Source organism: Aeromicrobium sp. A1-2 (genome assembly GCF_003443875.1).
Taxonomy (GTDB): Bacteria; Actinomycetota; Actinomycetes; order Propionibacteriales; family Nocardioidaceae; genus Aeromicrobium.
In genome coordinates this window covers 3,146,485-3,163,677 of record NZ_CP027482.1, presented here as the reverse complement: position 1 = coordinate 3,163,677, position 17,193 = coordinate 3,146,485, and the positions used below count along the sequence as shown (strand labels likewise).

Annotated in this window: 17 protein-coding genes; 3 read left to right on the top strand and 14 right to left on the bottom strand. The window is 63.8% G+C overall.

All coding sequences use genetic code 11. The features are described from left to right. Positions 1-12: 12 nt before the first annotated feature. From C6I20_RS15565 to rpmH, 14 genes are all read right to left on the bottom strand, one after another. Positions 13-1,719, bottom strand: coding sequence for an AMP-binding protein (locus tag C6I20_RS15565; protein WP_216822913.1), 1,707 nt, complete (start codon positions 1,717-1,719; stop codon positions 13-15). Further along, complete coding sequence (locus tag C6I20_RS15560; RefSeq protein WP_118397715.1) at positions 1,716-2,678, bottom strand: cyclase family protein; 963 nt, start codon at positions 2,676-2,678, stop codon at positions 1,716-1,718. Before C6I20_RS15560 ends, C6I20_RS15565 begins: the two co-directional genes overlap by 4 nt. A 58-nt stretch (positions 2,679-2,736) precedes the next feature. Further along, entirely contained in the window at positions 2,737-3,771 is a 1,035-nt protein-coding gene (locus tag C6I20_RS15555; RefSeq protein WP_162891370.1) for an ABC transporter permease, read from the bottom strand. Further along, entirely contained in the window at positions 3,768-4,847 is a 1,080-nt protein-coding gene (locus tag C6I20_RS15550; protein ID WP_118397710.1) for an ABC transporter permease, read from the bottom strand. The genes C6I20_RS15555 and C6I20_RS15550 overlap by 4 nt, the downstream gene beginning before the upstream one ends. After that, on the bottom strand, positions 4,847-6,433 hold the full coding sequence (locus C6I20_RS15545; protein ID WP_118397707.1) for a sugar ABC transporter ATP-binding protein: 1,587 nt from the start codon (positions 6,431-6,433) through the stop codon (positions 4,847-4,849). Before C6I20_RS15545 ends, C6I20_RS15550 begins: the two co-directional genes overlap by 1 nt. 3 nt (positions 6,434-6,436) lie before the next feature. Then, entirely contained in the window at positions 6,437-7,639 is a 1,203-nt protein-coding gene (locus C6I20_RS15540; protein WP_118397704.1) for a substrate-binding domain-containing protein, read from the bottom strand. A gap of 517 nt (positions 7,640-8,156) precedes the next feature. Continuing rightward, complete coding sequence (locus tag C6I20_RS15535) at positions 8,157-9,050, bottom strand: ParB/RepB/Spo0J family partition protein (protein WP_118397701.1); 894 nt, start codon at positions 9,048-9,050, stop codon at positions 8,157-8,159. Beyond that, a complete protein-coding gene (locus tag C6I20_RS15530; RefSeq protein ID WP_371682641.1) occupies positions 9,047-9,958 on the bottom strand; it encodes a ParA family protein in 912 nt (303 codons plus the stop codon). The genes C6I20_RS15535 and C6I20_RS15530 overlap by 4 nt, the downstream gene beginning before the upstream one ends. A 109-nt stretch (positions 9,959-10,067) precedes the next feature. Continuing rightward, positions 10,068-10,643, bottom strand: a complete 576-nt coding sequence (rsmG, locus tag C6I20_RS15525; protein ID WP_254052164.1) for a 16S rRNA (guanine(527)-N(7))-methyltransferase RsmG — start codon at positions 10,641-10,643, stop codon at positions 10,068-10,070. Between the two features lie 87 nt (positions 10,644-10,730). Next, positions 10,731-11,204, bottom strand: a complete 474-nt coding sequence (locus C6I20_RS15520) for a R3H domain-containing nucleic acid-binding protein (protein ID WP_118397693.1) — start codon at positions 11,202-11,204, stop codon at positions 10,731-10,733. Beyond that, complete coding sequence (gene yidC / locus C6I20_RS15515; protein WP_118397690.1) at positions 11,201-12,214, bottom strand: membrane protein insertase YidC; 1,014 nt, start codon at positions 12,212-12,214, stop codon at positions 11,201-11,203. Before yidC ends, C6I20_RS15520 begins: the two co-directional genes overlap by 4 nt. Beyond that, positions 12,199-12,441 carry a membrane protein insertion efficiency factor YidD gene (yidD, locus tag C6I20_RS15510; protein WP_118397687.1) on the bottom strand — a complete coding sequence of 81 codons (243 nt, stop codon included), beginning with the start codon at positions 12,439-12,441 and terminating at the stop codon, positions 12,199-12,201. The genes yidC and yidD overlap by 16 nt, the downstream gene beginning before the upstream one ends. Next, on the bottom strand, positions 12,438-12,773 hold the full coding sequence (rnpA, locus tag C6I20_RS15505; RefSeq protein ID WP_118397684.1) for a ribonuclease P protein component: 336 nt from the start codon (positions 12,771-12,773) through the stop codon (positions 12,438-12,440). Before rnpA ends, yidD begins: the two co-directional genes overlap by 4 nt. Before the next feature lie 4 nt (positions 12,774-12,777). Further along, positions 12,778-12,915: a 50S ribosomal protein L34 gene (gene rpmH / locus C6I20_RS15500; RefSeq protein ID WP_118399011.1), complete on the bottom strand. Its 138-nt coding sequence runs from the start codon at positions 12,913-12,915 to the stop codon at positions 12,778-12,780. 345 nt (positions 12,916-13,260) lie between these two features. Between rpmH and dnaA the strand changes: the two genes are divergently transcribed. From dnaA to gnd, 3 genes are all read left to right on the top strand, one after another. Then, on the top strand, positions 13,261-14,721 hold the full coding sequence (gene dnaA, locus C6I20_RS15495; RefSeq protein WP_118397681.1) for a chromosomal replication initiator protein DnaA: 1,461 nt from the start codon (positions 13,261-13,263) through the stop codon (positions 14,719-14,721). Positions 14,722-15,106: 385 nt separating this feature from the next. Beyond that, positions 15,107-16,249, top strand: a complete 1,143-nt coding sequence (gene dnaN / locus C6I20_RS15490) for a DNA polymerase III subunit beta (RefSeq protein WP_118397678.1) — start codon at positions 15,107-15,109, stop codon at positions 16,247-16,249. A gap of 20 nt (positions 16,250-16,269) precedes the next feature. After that, positions 16,270-17,193, top strand: a complete 924-nt coding sequence (gene gnd / locus C6I20_RS15485; protein ID WP_118397675.1) for a phosphogluconate dehydrogenase (NAD(+)-dependent, decarboxylating) — start codon at positions 16,270-16,272, stop codon at positions 17,191-17,193.

Sequence of the window (17,193 nt, the reverse complement as noted above, 5' to 3'; positions counted from 1 at the left end):
GTGGCTAGGCCGTCACTTCGTCTCGGCGACGGGCAGCGTCCGAAGCTCTCGACGGAGGATCTTGCCCGTGACGGTCTTCGGCAGCTCATCCATGAACTCGATGACGCGCGGATACTTGTAGGCGGCGATTCGTTCCTTGCAGAAGGCCTTGAGCTCGTCGGCCGTCGCCGTGAGTCCTGGCCGCAGACTCACGAACGCCATGACCGTCTCGCCGCGATACTCGTCCGGAACACCAATGACCGCTGCTTCGCGGACGGCGGGGTGCTCGTACAGCACGTCCTCGACCTCACGCGGCCACACCTTGTAGCCCGAGGCATTGATCATGTCCTTCTTGCGATCGACGACGTAGAACCAGCCCTGCTCGTCCATCAACCCCACGTCACCGGTGAAGAATCGTCCATCCCTGAAGGCGTGTGCGGTCTCTGCCTCCTTGCGCCAGTAGCCCTGGACGATCTGCGGGCCCGACAAGCAGATCTCGCCCACCCGGCCGGGTGGCAGGTCTTCGCCATTCTCGTCGACGATCGACGCGGTGGTGTTGTAGATCGGCACTCCGACCGACAGCGCACCCGAGTCCTGATCGACGGGCGAACGACCGTGCAGGGGCACGAAGTGCGACGGCGACGTCGACTCGGTCAGGCCGTACGCGACATGGATGTAGGCGCCGGTGCGGCGTTCGAACTCCTCGACGATCGAGGGCGGCACAGACTGCCCCCCCGTGTAGATCTTCTTGAGTGAGGACAGGTCCCGGCCTTCGAACTCCGGATGATTCATCAGGGCCGTGAACACCGTGATCGCACCGATGGTGAAGGTGGTCTTGTTCGACTCGATCGACTCCAGGACGACCGAAGGGTCGAACCGATAGCCGAACACCAGTCGAGCCGGCATCAGCAGGCACAGCGCCATGTGGCCGATCAATCCGGTGATGTGGAACAGCGGAGCCACACCCAGGACCACGTCATCGCTGGTGAGATCCACCCAGTCCCGGTAGGCCTGCGCCGTGAACACGACGTTGGAGTGGCTGTTCATCGCACCCTTTGACGGACCCGTCGTGCCCGACGTGTAGGTCAAGAAGGCGACGCTGTCCCCACTCAGCTGCACCGCCGGCGGAACCTCACCTCGGTGCGCTTCGATCAGCTCGAGGAAGTCCATGGTGCCCTCCTCGCGATGCCGCTCGATCCCGGCAAAGATCGGCCGGCTGGAATCCTCCTGGAACTCCAGCTCCGACGTGGTGAGCGCGAGTCGCACATCCGTCTTGGCGATCACGTCGGCCGCGACATCGCGATACAGATCCTCCAGACACACCAGTGCCACAGCGCCCGAGTCGTTGAGCAGTGCTTCCACCTCGTGACCCCGGTACATGGGGTTGATCGATACCAGGATTCCACCCACCTTCCAGATCGCTATCAGGCTGATCAGGTACTGCGGCACGTTCTGCAGGTAGACCGCCACCCGGTCACCGTTCCCGATGCCTTGCGCCAGCAGCCCGCAGGCAAGGGAGTCGCTGAGGTGGTCCACCTCCGACACCGAGATGGTGGTGTCGAAGTAGGTGATCAGCGCCGAGTCCGGTGAGCGATCGACCGAGGCCTTGAACATCTCCAGGGCGTTCTCGTACTCGATCTCGATATGGTTCGGCTGGCCCTCGTCGTACAGCTTCAGCCATGGTTTCGGCCCCCCGCCCGGTGGCGACGTGCTCGGCGTCGTGCCCTCGAGCCCCGTCACTTGATGGCCTGGGGATTGACGGGTGATCCAACCGATCCCGTCACTGTGAGCGGCGGCGCCACGAGCATGAACTCGTAGACTCCATCCGCGGCGCAGTCGGCCGCGAGCTCTTCCATGTCCCACATCTCACCGAGGTAGATTCCCGCGTTGACCAGCATGATGATGTGAAGCGGCTGGAAGACATCAGGCGTCTCGTTCGGCAGGACCTCTGTGCCCCACGTGTCGGTGGCGACAGCGGTGACGTGGCGCGGGCAGAAGAAGTCCGAGGCACTGATGGCGAGTCCCGGTGCCGGACCGCCGGCGAAGTCACCCCAGCTTCCGGCATCACGTCGCTGCTGCATCTGCCCGGTCCGGACCAGGACGAAGTCGCCCTCCCCGATCTCGACGCCTTCTGCTGCGGCACAACCCTCGAGATCCTCGTTCGAGATCGGCTCGCTGACATCCAGGCTCTTCTTGCCCTTGTACCGAGCGATGTCCAGCAGAACTCCGCGCCCGACAGCACGATCCTTCATGTTGGTGATGCTGTTCTTGTGCGCACCCTGGCTCGTCACCATCTCGAGGCCGTAGTCGTTGTACATCTTTCCGTCGTGGTAGATGTGCGACAGCGCATCCCACTGCGTCGAGCTCTGCAGGACCAGGTAGACCGAGTCGTCGGTGTAGCGCAGTGTCGCGAGGTGGTCCTGACCACCGGCCGCGATGTCGCCGCCGTCCTGCATCATCAGGTGGATCGGGTTGACCCGGTCGAAGCTTCCGTCCATCGGGCCCTTGGAGTCCAGTGGCAGGGCCAGCGAGAACACGCTGCCCTTCTTGACCAGCGTGGCGGCCCGGGCGATCGTCTCCGCTGTCACGTAGTTGCCCGAGCCGAGCTCGTCCTCGCTGCCCCACTTGCCCCAGTTCCGGTACTTGGCAGACTTTTCCAGGACCGTGTTGATGTCCAGATTGGAACCTGACGTGCTCATATTGCTCCTCCAATTATCGTTGATGTCCGACGTGCGCTTCAGTGGGTGAAGGCCGCGCTCAGTCCAGCTTTTCCTGCCTGGCCACGATGACGGCGGCCAGAATGACCACGGCGATGACCATGTCGCGCGCCGAGTCAGGGATCGATGTCCCCGCGAGGGTGGTGGTGATGGTCGTCAGGATGATGGCGCCACCCACGACGCCCACGAAGAGCCCGCGCCCGCCCAAGATGCTGGTACCGCCCACGACGACTGCGGCCAGACTCAGCAGCAGGTAGGGATCACCCATCCCCAGGAAGCTGTTGTTGCTGTAGGCGGCCAGCGCCATGCCGGCCAGCGCCGCGCAGAAGCCACTGATCGCATAGACCAGGATCATGATCAGGTTGACGCGTACACCGGAAAGGTAGGCGACCCGGGGGTTGCTCCCGACCGCATACACCCGGCGACCGAACGAGGTCTGATTCATCAGGATCGACCCGATGATCATGAACACGACCAGCCCGACGATCACCTTGGGAAGCGCCCCTCCGAACAATCGTCCCTGGATCAACTCGACCAGGAATGGCGGTGTGCTGCCTCGTGGCGTGCCATCGGTGTAGACCAGGACCACGCCACCCAGGATGACGTTGGCCGCCAGGGTCATGATCACTGGCGAGATCTTCAGATAGACCACGCCGATGCCATTCACGGCACCGATCAGGAATCCCACTCCCAGGACGATCGGAACGGCCCACCAGAGACGAGAGTTCTGTCCCAGTGACAATCCGGTGATGAGCAGCCCACCGACCGACATCACCCCCGGGATCGACAGATCGAGACCGCCGGTCACGACGACGATGTATTGCCCGAACGAGGCAATGATGGTGAAGGCAGACAGCACCACCACGGTCTTGGTGAAGGAGATCGACCCGAAGGAAGGGCTGACGAATCGCGAGGCAAGGATCAGGATCAACAGGAAGACATAGACCCCGATGACCGTCTTTCCCTGCGCTCCGATGCCCCACGAACGCAGTCCGGTCGTCCGCTTGTCGCTGGACTGCTGCGGATCGGCGCTGTCGTCGTCGCTGGATCGGTTGGGTCCAAGTAGCTGGCTCATCTGCTCGCTCCCCGTGCTGCGTCTGCCTCGTCGACCATGGACACAGGAGGTCTCGACCTGTTCTGCAACCATTGCCATTTTCGGACGCTCGGCAGAGCGGTCACGACGACCGCCATCAGCAGGAGCACGCCGTTGAGGATGGCCGAGTAGAAGGACGAAACGCCGAGCGCGAACAGCACGTCGGTGACGACGTAGAGGATGTACGCACCGATGATGGCCCCGACGAGGTCACCCTTGCCGCCGCCGAGCAGGACGCCACCGATGACGATCGCTGCGAACACGTTGAGCAACATCGGCTGTCCGATGCGTGGGTCGCCGCTTGAGGTCTGTGCGGTCAGGAAGATCGCAGCCACGCCGTAGAGCGCGCCGGCAAGGCTGTAGGCCATGATCTGCACCTGCCGCACCTTCACACCGTTGGACACCGCGGCGTTGACCTCGCCGCCGACCGCGTACAGGCCGAGCCCGAATCCGGTCCGCTTGATCAGCAGCCACACGATCGAGATCAGCAGCAGCAGGATCACCGAGGCCGGGATCGCATTTCCGACGTTCCCGGTGAAGGCGGACACGAACCCCGAGGGGACCGATCCGCCCGGCTGCGCCAGCACAAGAAGCGCAGCACCGCCCCCGAAGAACGACATGGCAAGGGTGGCAACGATCGATGGGATCTGGAGGAAGGTCACCAGGAGGCCATTGATGAGACCCGCTCCGGCGCCGATCAGGATGGCCAGCCCGATCATCGTCAGCTCGGAGCCGACCGAGTCCGTGATCCTCGTGGCCACGATGACATTCACCAGGGAGATGACGGCACCTACTGAGAGATCGAAGCCGCCAATCAGGATCACCACCGCTCCGCCGGCAGCAGCGATGGCCAGCCCAGCACCACCATTTGCCATCGTGTTGAACTGCGGCAGGTACACCACCGCAGGGCGTACCACGACGTAGACGACGAAGAGGACGGCGAGGACGAGCAAGGGGCCAACCACACCCGATGCCGAGGCGCGCCTGAGGTGTCGGCTGACCTGCGCCTTGATCCCGGTCCGGTAGTGCGGTGCGGTGTGCGTCGAAAGTGATCCCATCACTGCACCAGCTCGCTGGTGGAGCTTGCCGGATCGGCAGACTGGGCACTGCCCACCATGGCCGCGAGTGCCGCGCTGTGGTTCCGCTCGGCTCCGGTGAGGTCCGCGACGACCTTGCCCTTGTACATCACGAGGATCCTTCCGCACACCGCCAGGAGCTCGGCGAGATCGGTTGAGTAGAAGAGAATGGCCCGTCCGTCGTCGGCCATGGATTGCATGAGGTCGAAGATCTCTGCCTTCGTGCCGACGTCAACACCTCGCGTGGGGTCGTACATCAGCAGGATGTCGCTCGGACTCAGCATCCACTTGCCGATCGCCACCTTCTGCTGATTGCCGCCACTGAGGGTTGCGACGTTGCTGTGCATCGCGGTGGGTCGCAGGTTGAGCAGCTTGAAGATCTCGGCCGCACGGCCGCGCTCGTGCTTCCTTCGCAGGAATCCGAATCGGCTGAAGCCCTGCAGGTTCGGCAAGGTCACGTTCACGAGGCTGCTCATGCCGGTCAGCACACCTTCGGCCTTGCGATCTTCGGGCACCAGGTTGATGCCCAGACCGTGTCTGACCGCCTGCCGCGGCGAGGTGATGCGGACCTTTCGGCCTCGGATGGACATCTCGCCGCCACTGGGACGAAGGGCTCCGAAGAGTGTGTTGAACAGCTCCAGCTGTCCATGTCCCTGGAGCGCGGCGAGTCCGAGGACCTCGCCCTCGTACAGGTCGAACGACACGTCGGCCATTTCCCGTCGTTGCAGGTGACGGACCGAGAGGACCGGGGTGCCCGTGGGTTCTACGTGAGGCGGTTCGGTGTGGATGCGCTCGGCGAGCGAGTGACCCACCATCATCTGTATGACTTCGTCATCGCTGACGTCGGCCACGTTGAAGGTTGATACCTGCTGGCCGTTTCGCAGAACGGTGCCTGCGTCGCAGATGTCACGGATCTCGTCCATCCGGTGCGAGATGAACACGATCGCGACCCCCGTGGCACGCACCTTCTGGATCTGAGCGAAAAGCCAATCCACCTGCGAAGCAGCAAGAGCGGCCGTCGGCTCGTCCAGCAGCAGCACCGCTCCGTGGCGACTGAACGCGCGAACCAGCTCGATCTGCTGACGGACGCCCAGGGCGAAGTCTTCTGTTGCAACCGTCGGGCTGACGTCAGGGAGGTCCCACTCGGCCAGGATCTCGCTCGCCAAGCGGTTCATGCGCTCATCGGAGATCAACCCCAGCCTGCTCCTGGGCTCACGCCCGAGGAGGAGATTCTGCGCCACCGTCATCTTCGGAACCAGGGTCAGCTCCTGGAAGGCTGTCGAAACGCCTGCGGCGATGGCGGCCCGCGGGGTGCGCAGGCCGATGGCCTGCGCACCCACTCGGATCGTTCCTTCGTCCGGTTCGACCAACCCGCTCAGGATCTTGACCAACGTCGACTTGCCGGCGCCGTTCTCACCGATCAACGCGTGTATTGATCCCGAGGCGACTGAGAACGACGCCTCGCGAAGGGCGACTGTTGCCCCATATGACTTGGACACTCCCAGCACTTCGAGGGCAGCGCCCTCTACCTGGGAACCGTGGTCGCCCTTCTGCGAAGAATCACTCATCGCTCAGTTGCCACCGGAGTGGTTATCGTCGAACGTCAGCTTGTCGGTCGTCTTGCAGCCTTCGACCTCGGCGCACGGCTTGGCGTCGCTGATCTTGTCCGAGACACCCTTCAGGTTGGCAAGCAGTCCCTGTTCGACCAACGGCGACCAGAAGGAGCCGAACATTCCCGGCGATGCCTTCGACGGAGTGAACACCAGAGCGCCCTTGGCCGGATCGTCGCCGACTCCCTTGGCACCCAACGCATCAAGGTCATCGGTGGTGAAGCTCGGCAGCGGCAGGATCGTGTTGCGACCAACCTTCTCGCCGTCCAGGAGTCGGACGGTGTTGATGAACGCCAGCTCGCCTGAATAGGCCGGTGAGCCCGAAGAGATGCTGGGCAGGTGCAGGCATTCCTTGGGGTCTATGTCGACCTCTTTGCACACCTCGGGCGAAAGCATCTGCACGTGGTGACCGTTGGAGTACTCACCGGCGCAGGGCAACACCTTCTTGTCACCGTCGTTCAGGTACTTCGTGATGGCGTAGCAGCCGGCCTGGGCGAAGATGCCGTCCAGGTTGGGGTTCGCGGCCTCGATCGAGGTGAATGCCGTCTTGCCCTGAGCCTGCGCCCAGGCGCCCGGAGCCTTGCCCGCGACCTTCATGTCGGGGTACTTCTTCAGGACGTCATCGAGGCCCTTCTGCCGGTCGAGGGCGACCGTGGTGCCCGGAACTCCATCGATCACGGCGATGTCACCCTTCCCGCCGAGCTCTTCGGCCAGCCAGGTCGCGTTGACTACGCCCCACTCGTACTGATCGATGTGCACGTTGTAAGCGCACGGCTCGGTGACCAGGCTGTCGTAGGCGTAGACGATGATGCCGGCGTCACAGGCCTTCTTGATCGTGGCGTTCAGGGCTGTCGGCGAGATCGGGTACACGATGATCGCGTCGACGCCCGCGGAGATCTCGTTGTTCAACGTCTGGATCTGCTTGCCCACCTCGCTGCCGGCGATGTCGACGCGCAGGTTGACCTTCTTGTCGTAGGGCGCGGTCTTCGCCGCGGCCTTGACCAGGTTGGTGGCGTTGTCCTGCCAGTCGTTTCCGGTATAGCTCAGACTGAGGGCAATGTCGTACTTGCCACCGTCCTTGCTGCTGGAACCGCTGTCAGTGCCCGCTTGGCACGCAGACAGGACGAGTGCACAGGCAGCGGCTGATGCGACAAGGCTCAGCATCTTCAATCGACGTGGATTCACGTTCTTCCCTTCAGTCCGGGGCCGCAAGTTGCGTGGCCCGGCTCACACCGTAACAGCGATTCGGCCGCAGTTGAACCCGAACTCAAGTTCTAATTGGCGTGACGCAATGTCTCGGTTGCCTGCGTTGCCGTGGCATTGCGGAGACCCGCCACAACGATGCGGGAAGGGTCGTGCAGTCCGGGTCGACTCTCGACCTAGCCCTTGCTGGCGGGTCGACTCTTAGGTCAGCATGCGCCGTGTCAGCATGCGCCGCGCCGCGCGGCCTTCCCGTTCAGCGTGGTCAGGAGAGTCCCGACTGGCGGCCAACGGTGCTCGACAGCACTGGCCGAGGTATCACTCATGATCGCGACAATCGCATGCGCGCTGGGGTTGCACCGTCGTCGGCGACAGCCCACCGCCTTGAATCATTAAGTTGCTAAGTTGTTAAGTCGACTTATCGATATGTCGACCTAGCGATGTGACGACTTAGCAATGTGGCGACGTGACGACCTGGCGATCAGGGCTTCTTGGGGTCCATCATGTCGACGATCCGCTCGAGGTCGTCGAGCGTCGCGAACTCAACCGTGACCTTGCCCTTGGATCGGCCGAGATCGACCTTGACCCGGGTGTCGTAACGCTCCGAGAGTCGCGCCGCCAGGTCGGCCAGCCGCGGCGCCGAGATCTTGGGTGACTGCCGAGCCGCCGGTCGCTTGGTCGAGTCGGGGCCCGCCGTCACGATCTCCTCGAGCGCACGCACCGAGAGACCCTCCGCAACCACTCGGGTCGCAAGTCGGTCTTGGATCTCGGGGTTGCTGATGCTGACGAGCGCACGCGCATGGCCTGCCGACAGCACGCCCGCAGCGACCCGGCGCTGGACGGCCGGGGTCAGCTTGAGCAGCCGCAACGTATTGCTAATCTGTGGCCTGGAGCGCCCGATGCGTTCGGCGAGCTCCTCGTGCGTGCAGCCGAAGTCCTCCAGCAGTTGCTGATACGCCGACGCTTCTTCCAACGGGTTGAGCTGTGAACGGTGCAGGTTCTCCAGCAGCGCGTCGCGCAGCAGGTCTTCGTCCGAGGTGTCCCGAACGATCGCGCCGATCGTGTCGAGGCCCGCCTTGCCACTGGCCCGCCACCGACGCTCACCCATGATGAGTTCGTAGCGATCCTTGCCGACCTCACGAACGACGACGGGCTGAAGCAGCCCGACCTCCTTGATCGAGTGGACCAGCTCGGCCATGTGATCCTCGTCGAACACCTGGCGAGGCTGACGAGGGTTGGCGACGATCTGCTCGAGTGGGATCTCGGCGAACCGTGCGCCGGCAATCTCCTGCAGACCTGATGCCTGCGCCTCGGCCGGGCTCGAAGGAATCAGCGACTCCAGGCCGCGGCCCAGGCCGCGTCGAGTGGTGCTCATCGGTGTGACTCCTGACGTCCGGCCACGGCGATCTCCCGGGCTGCTTCGAGATAGGACAGCGCGCCCGATGACGACCTGTCGTAGGTGATGACCGACTGCTGGTAGCTGGGCGCCTCCGAGATACGTACGGATCGGGGGATTGCTGTCCTGAGCACCTTGTCGGCAAAGTGGCTGCGGACCTCGTCGGCAACGCCAGCAGACAGCCGCGTACGCGCGTCGAACATTGTCAGCAAGATCGTCGAGACCTCGAGCTTGGGGGTGAGGTGGGAACGGATCAGGTCGATGTTGCGGACCAGCTGCCCCAGACCCTCCAGGGCGTAGTACTCGCACTGGATCGGAATCAAGACCTCGCGACCGGCGACCATCGCGTTGACTGTCAGGAGCCCCAGGGAGGGCGGGCAGTCGATCAGCACGTAGTCGATACGATCTCCTGCCGCCTCGCAGTCGGCGAGGTACGTCTGCAGGGCGCGATCCAGTCGTGATTCACGTGCGACCAGCGACACCAGCTCGATCTCAGCGCCGGCCAGGTCGATCGATGCAGGCAGCACCGTAAGACCGGGAATGTCGGGGCATGGCTTGACCAGCTCGTCGAGGTCGGTGCCATCCACGATCGCCTCGTAGACGCCGGGCGTCCCCTCGGCATGCGGGATGTTCAGTGCTGTGGAGGCGTTGCCCTGCGGGTCGAGGTCGATGACCAGCACCCGCAGACCCTTGAGTGCCAGGGCCGCGGCTATGTTGACCGTGGTCGTGGTCTTGCCAACTCCACCCTTCTGGTTCGCCACCACGAACACCCGGGTGGAAACCGGCGGATCGAACCTGGTCGTGGCAGAGGCGCGCTGGACCAGTGCGATGTGTTCCTCGACCTCCGAGGCGAGTGGCGTCGAGTCGTCATGAGACGGCACAGGCACCCGAAAGCTCGAAGCTGTCGCGGGGCCGGGTGTGGGCGACATGTCGCTCATAGATCCCCTTCGTTGGTTTCACGTGAAACATGGACGTTTGAGACAAGTGGTGTGTCGCTCACTTGGTCACCTCCACGACAGTCGTCGGAACGTCGCCGTTCTCATACGTCGCCACCACGATAGTCGTCGCGCCGAGCCGGTGAAGGGTTGCCGTGGCCGTGGTGATCTCGTCTTGAGCCGTGCGGCCCTTCAAAGCCAGCAGGACACCACCCGGCGCAACAGGGGGGAGGCACCAGCGACCCAACTTGTCGAGCGCCGCCACAGCGCGAGCCGTGACGACGTCATAAGTCTCGTGTACATCCTCGGCGCGGGCACGCACGATCGAGACGTTGTCCAAGCCAAGATCTCGGACGGCGTCTTCGAGGAACGTCGTGCGGCGCAATAACGGCTCCACCAGAGCGACCGAAATATCAGGCCGGGCAATGGCCCACACCAGGCCAGGCAGACCTGCGCCGGTACCGATGTCAGCGACCGACGCTCCGTGAGGCACCCGCTGAACCACGACGGCCGAGTTCATGATGTGTCGGTCCCAGATGCGGGGGACCTCACGCGGCCCGATCAGACCTTTGAGAACGCCGTCGGTCGCGAGGATGTCCGCGTACTCCTGCGCCATCGGCAGACGAGAAGCGAACACCCCCGCCGCGTGCGGCGGGGGTGTTTCACGTGAAACATCACCCTCGGTGATGTTTCGAGGATCGGGATCGGACCCTGTCATCGTCGCTTACTCGGACGCGGGGTGGACGACGACGTAGCGGCTCGGCTCAACGCCATCGGAGGAGCTGGACAGTCCGGCGTCGGCTACCGCGTCATGCACGACCTTGCGCTCGAACGGTGTCATGGCATCGAGTGAGACTGAGTCACCATTGCTCTTGACCTTCTCGATCGCCACGCCAGCGATCGCAACGAGCTCGACTCGACGAGCTGCCCGGAAACCAGCAACGTCGAGCATCAGGCGACTACGCTCACCGGTCTCGCGGTAGACAGCAAGGCGGGTCAGCTCCTGCAGAGCATCCAGCACCTCACCCTCACGGCCGACGAGGTGGTCAAGGTTGCCGCCGACGATGTCGACCGCGGCACGGTCGCCGTCGACATCCATATCGATGTCACCATCGAGATCGGCAATGTCAAGCAGACCTTCGAGGAAGTCTGCGGCAATGTCGCCCTCCCTTTCCAACTTCTTCGCGGAATCGCTCACTGCGTGCCGTCCTTGTCCGTGTCGTTCTTGCTCGTGATGTCAGGCTTCTTCTTCTTCTGTGGCGGGGCAGCGGGCTTCTTCTTACGCTGGCTGCGGGCCTGGTTCTTGGGCTGCTGGCGGGCCGGAGGCTTGGGCGCCTCCTCGATCTCGACCGTAGCCGGATCGGGGTCGACGGCCTTGCCGTGCTTGGCATCGCGGTCCTGCTTGGCCTTGAAGGCCGGCGTGCCGGGGGCGGGGTTGTTGCGGATCACGTAGAACTGCTGACCCATCGTCCAGAAGTTCGAGGTTGTCCAGTAGAAGAGGACACCTAGCGGGAAGGCCACGCCACCCACGGCGAAGACAACCGGGAGGATGTAGAGCAGCATCTTCTGCTGCTGGGCGTACTGACCCGTCATGGCGTCTGCCGGCATGTTCTTGCTCATCAGCTGGCGCTGAGTCGTGAACTGCGTGAAGACCATCAGCAGCACCAGAGTCATGGTCAGGATCTTGGTCTCGACGGCCGAGCTCTTGATGAACGTGTCGGCGATCTGGGCTCCCAGCAGCTTCGCCTTGGACAGCGACTCCGCATCGGCGCCGGAGAGGAACCCGCGTGCGCCCTCTGCACCGTCCTTGGAAGCGCGGTCGATCACACGGAAAAGAGCGAAGAAAATCGGCATCTGCAGGATCAGTGGCAGACACGAAGCGAAGGGGTTGGTGCCGGTGTCCTTCCACAGCTTCATCTGCTCCTGCGTCAGGCGCTCGCGGTCGTGCTTGTACTTCTGCTGGAGCGCCTTGATCTGCGGCTGGAGCAGCTGCATGTTGCGGCTCGACTTGATCTGCTTGACGAACAGCGGGATCAGGATGGTTCGGATCGTCACCGTCAGGCCGATGATCGACAACGCCCAGGTCCAGCCCGAGTCCTCCGACAGCACGGTCGAGAAGATCCGGTGCCACACCAGCAGCACTCCGGAGACGGCGTAGTACAGAGGCGTCATGATCGCGCCGCCGATGTCGCCTAGGAAGCCGAACATTGTTCTCCTCTGTGTGACTGGGGTACCGGGTCATAGCCGCCGGCACTCCAGGGATGGCAACGCAGGACGCGCCGACCCGCCAGCCAGGTCCCGCGTATCGCTCCGTGAGTCTCCACGGCCTGCAAAGCGTAGGCCGAACAGGTCGGGTGATAGCGGCAGACCTGCCCGTACAGCGGGCTGATCGCAAATCGATAGGCCTTCAACAGCCAGATCAAGGGGTACTTCACCGAGCACCGGCCCGCGCCAGGGCCACGTCCAGCTGCTCGGCCAACGTCGTTGAGCTCGCGCCATTCGACGTCGGAAGGGCTCGCACGACAACGCGCGACCCTGCTGGAAAAACATCCACCCGTTCGCGCATCAAGTGACGCAACCGACGCTTGACCCGGTTGCGGTCCACCGCCGAACCCACGGCCTTGCTCACGACGAAACCGACGGACGTAGGTCCGCCGGTTCCCGGAACGACATGGGTGACGAGGGTTGGCTGAGCGCCTTTGGCTCCACGACGGATCGTGTGCCGGAAGTCATCCCCGCTGCGCATGCGTTGAACGCGTGCGAGCAACGGATCAGGCAGACAGCTTGGCGCGGCCCTTGCGGCGACGGTCGCCCAGGATGGCGCGGCCGGCGCGGGTGCGCATGCGAAGGCGGAAGCCGTGCTTCTTGCTACGACGACGGGTGTTCGGCTGGAAAGTACGCTTGCTCACGATGTGTTCCTCACGGATTCGGTCTGGGCCGGTCGACGGCCACCGCTCGCCCACAACCGGATAGTGCAGTTGTCATGGGCATGCGGCGGAAGTCGTTCTAGGACGACTAGACAACGGTACGGGTGGCCCGCACCGCGGTCAAACTGACACTCATACGCGACAGGCGAAGCGCCGTCCACACGACACGCCGCAGGCTCCGGACGCGCTGGGGAAATCCGCTTGTATGGACCTTCCAAGGCTGCTAGCGTCACCGCGGTATCGACTTTTCCACAAGGGCCGCCTCAACTCTCGAGTTCGCATTCACACCATGTGGAAAACCCTGTGGACATGTCGGGAGGCATTTGAATGAGCGACGGCCAGGAACCCAGCCCGGAAGAACATCTCAACCGCGTCTGGCAGGGAGCCGTCGACACACTCTCCCCGGGGGCGAAGGTCTGGGTCTACTCGGCCAAGCCGCTCACGCTGCACAACAACATCCTGATTGTCGCAGTGCAGGACGACCTGACCCGCGCACAGCTTGAGTCCCGTGTGCGCCCCGCGCTCGAACACGCGATCAGCACGGCACTGCAGCAGCAGACGCGCCTCGTCGTCACGATTGAGCCGACTCTGATTGACTTCAGTCAAAGTCCACAAGACGATATGTCGACAAATCGACCTAACCGCTACGTGCCCGACAGCGATCTCGACGATGACGACGATGCGCAGGACGAGTTCGTGCCGAGCTGGGCGGAGCGCAAGACCGGTCCACCGCGCATCGGCAGCGTGGCCGAGGCACGACTCAACCCCCGATACCTGTTCGAGAACTTCGTCATCGGCTCGTCCAACCGATTTGCGCACGCCGCGGCCGTCGCCGTCGCGGAGGCGCCGGGCAAGGCGTACAACCCCTTGGTCATCCACGGCGAGTCCGGTCTGGGCAAGACCCACCTGCTGCACGCGATAGGCCACTACGTCCTCAACCTCTATCCCTCGTCGCGGGTGCGCTACGTCAACAGCGAGGAGTTCACGAACGACGTCATCAACGCGATTCGTGAGAACCGCACTGCCGCGCTCAAGCGCAAGTATCGGGAGATCGACGTCCTCCTGGTCGACGACATCCAGTTCCTGGAGGGCAAGGAGTCGACACAGACCGAGTTCTTCCACACGTTCAACGCACTGCACAACGAGAACAAGCAGATCGTCATGACGTCGGACCGGCCACCCAAGAACCTCACGACCCTCGAGGACCGGTTGCGCAATCGATTCGAATGGGGCCTGACGACCGACGTCCAACCACCCGATCTCGAGACCCGCATCGCGATCCTCCGCAAGAAGGCCGCCAACGAGAAGCTCACAGCGCCGGCGGACGTGCTCGAATTCATCGCCAGCAAGGTGCAGACCAACATTCGAGAGCTCGAGGGTGCGCTGATTCGGGCCACGGCCTTCGCGAACCTCAACGGCACCACGGTCGACCTGCAGCTCGCACAGATCGTCCTCAAGGACCTCATTGCCGAGGGCGAGGAACCCGACATCACGGTCGGCATGATCATGGCGCAGACCGCGGCGTACTCCGAGTTCTCGATCGACGACCTGTGCAGCACCAACCGCAGCCGCGATCTGGTGCTCGCGCGCCAGATCGCGATGTACCTGTGCCGAGAGCTCACCGAGATGTCGCTGCCAAAGATCGGACAGGAATTCGGCAACCGCGACCACACCACGGTGATGCACGCCGATCGCAAGATCCGCAAGCTCATGGCTGAGAAGCACGCGGTCTACAACCAGGTCACCGAGCTGACCGCCCGCATCAAGCAGCAAGCCCGACAGTCATGACCTGTGAATGGTCAAAATCGACCATTCACACCTGGGGACGAGGCTGTGGGAAAACCCACCTGTCACGTGGACATCTTCGGTCACGATGTGAACACGATGTGAACGGCCGGCGGACATCCACAGGAGGTTGTAGTTTTGGGCCTGCTGGAACCACAGGTTGTCCACCGGTCCAAACACTGTCTCGCCAGCAGGAATCGGGGTTGTCCACCGAATCCACAGAGGCTACTACGACTACTACTCTTCTATATCTCCGCAAGACCCGCAGAAGTCACGTGTCGGCCTGTGTGTGGATGACAATTTCTGGAGTTCCCCTGGGTACCTCCCGCGACGCATCCCGTGGCAGGATTCATCACGACGGCTCCCGTCCCCGGAAAGGCCCCACCACGTGAAATTCCGCATCGACCGCGACACGCTCGCCGACGCCGTCGCCTGGACAGCGCGCAGCCTGCCCAACCGTCCGAGCGTCCCGGTCCTCGCCGGTCTCCTGATCGAGACGGCCGCGGATGGCTTGACCCTGTCGGGCTTCGATTACGAGACCTCGACCCGCGCGACGCTCCCGGCCGAGGTCAGCGCCGACGGCCGCGCTCTGGTCTCGGGACGTCTCCTGGCCGAGATCGTCAAGTCCCTCCCGGCGAAGCCGGTCGACGTCTCGCTCGATGGCACCAAGGTCCAGGTCGTGTGCGGCAACGCGCGCTTCAGCCTGCAGACCATGCCCGTCGAGGAGTACCCGCAGCTGCCCGAGATGCCAACCGCATCCGGCACGATCAAGGCCGACGACTTCGCCACGGCGGTGTCCCAGGCCAGTGCCGCCGCGGGGCGCGACGAGATGCTTCCGCTGCTGACCGGCGTCCGGCTCGAGCTGGAAGGTTCGAAGATCTCGCTGATGGCGACCGACCGATTCCGCGCCAGCCTGCGTGATCTCGAGTGGTATCCCGAGTCCAGTGACCTCTCCGCCCAGGCGCTCGTGCCAGCGCGGGTCCTCAACGAGACGGCAAGAGCCCTGACCTCCGGCGGCGATGTGACCATCGCGGTGTCGTCGGGCGAGGCCGGCGACGGACTGATCGGCTTCGAGGGCGTCGTGGGCAACGGCACCCGCCGCACCACGACCCGCCTGCTCGAGGGGGACTTCCCCCGCGTGCGTCAGCTGTTCCAGGCCCAGGCCGAGACGGTCGCGTACGTCGAGACACAGGCGTTCGTCGACTCGGTCAAGCGCGTCGCCCTGGTGGCGGAGCGCAACACACCCGTACGCCTGAGCTTTTCGGACGGGCAGCTGCTGCTCGAGGCCGGAAGCGGCGACGAGGCCCAGGCCTCGGAGTCGATCGAGGCGACAATCAACGGGGCCGACATCTCGATCGGCTTCAACCCGACCTACCTGCTGGAAGGGCTCGCGGTCATGTCCGATCCGGTCGTGCACCTGTCCTTCACCCAGCACACCAAACCTGCTGCGATATCAGGCGTATCGGAGATCGGAGCCGACCCGGACGTCGCGTTCCGCTACCTGATCATGCCGGTTCGCCTGCAGAGCTGACGAAGGGAATCGTGACGGCCATGGACATCGGAATCGTCGGTCTCGGCAAGATGGGCGGCAACATGCGCACGCGCCTGCGCAATGCCGACGTCACAGTGGTCGGCTACGACCGCAATCCGGACATCAGCGACGCGTCGTCCCTGGCCGACATGGTGGACCGGCTGCCCAGCCCCAAGATCGTCTGGGTCATGGTTCCCGCCGGTGACATCACTCGGGCGACGGTCGAGGAGCTCATCGAGCTGCTCGGCGAGGGCGATGTCATCGTCGACGGCGGCAACTCGCGCTGGACCGACGACGAGAAGCACGCGGCCCTGGCCGAGAAGAAGAACATCGGCTACGTCGACTGTGGCGTCAGCGGTGGCGTGTGGGGACTCGACAACGGCTACGCCCTGATGGCCGGCGGCACGTCTGAGGACATCGCCAAGGTGCAGTTCGCCTTCGATGCGCTCAAGCCCGAGGGCGACTCGGGGTTCGTCCATGCAGGTCGCGTCGGCGCCGGGCACTTCTCCAAGATGGTTCACAACGGCATCGAGTACGCCATGATGCAGGCGTACGCCGAGGGCTTCGAGCTGCTCGAGAAGGTCGACATGGTCGACAACGTCACCGAGGTCTTCGATTCATGGCGCACCGGCACGGTCGTTCGATCCTGGTTGCTCGACCTGCTGGTCAAGGCGCTCGAGGAGGACCCGGGCCTGTCAAAGGTCCGCGGCTACGCCGAGGACTCGGGCGAGGGCCGTTGGACCGTTGAGGCCGCGATCGACAACGCGGTGCCGATGCACACGATCGCGGCATCGTTGTTCGCACGATTCAGCTCCCGCCAGGAGGAGTCGCCCGCGATGCAGGCCGTCGCCGCGATGCGCCAGCAGTTCGGCGGACATGCCGTGCGTGCCGCCGAGGAGGCTGGTGTCGCTCCCGCCGATCCGAATCCTTCGGATCCCGTCTAG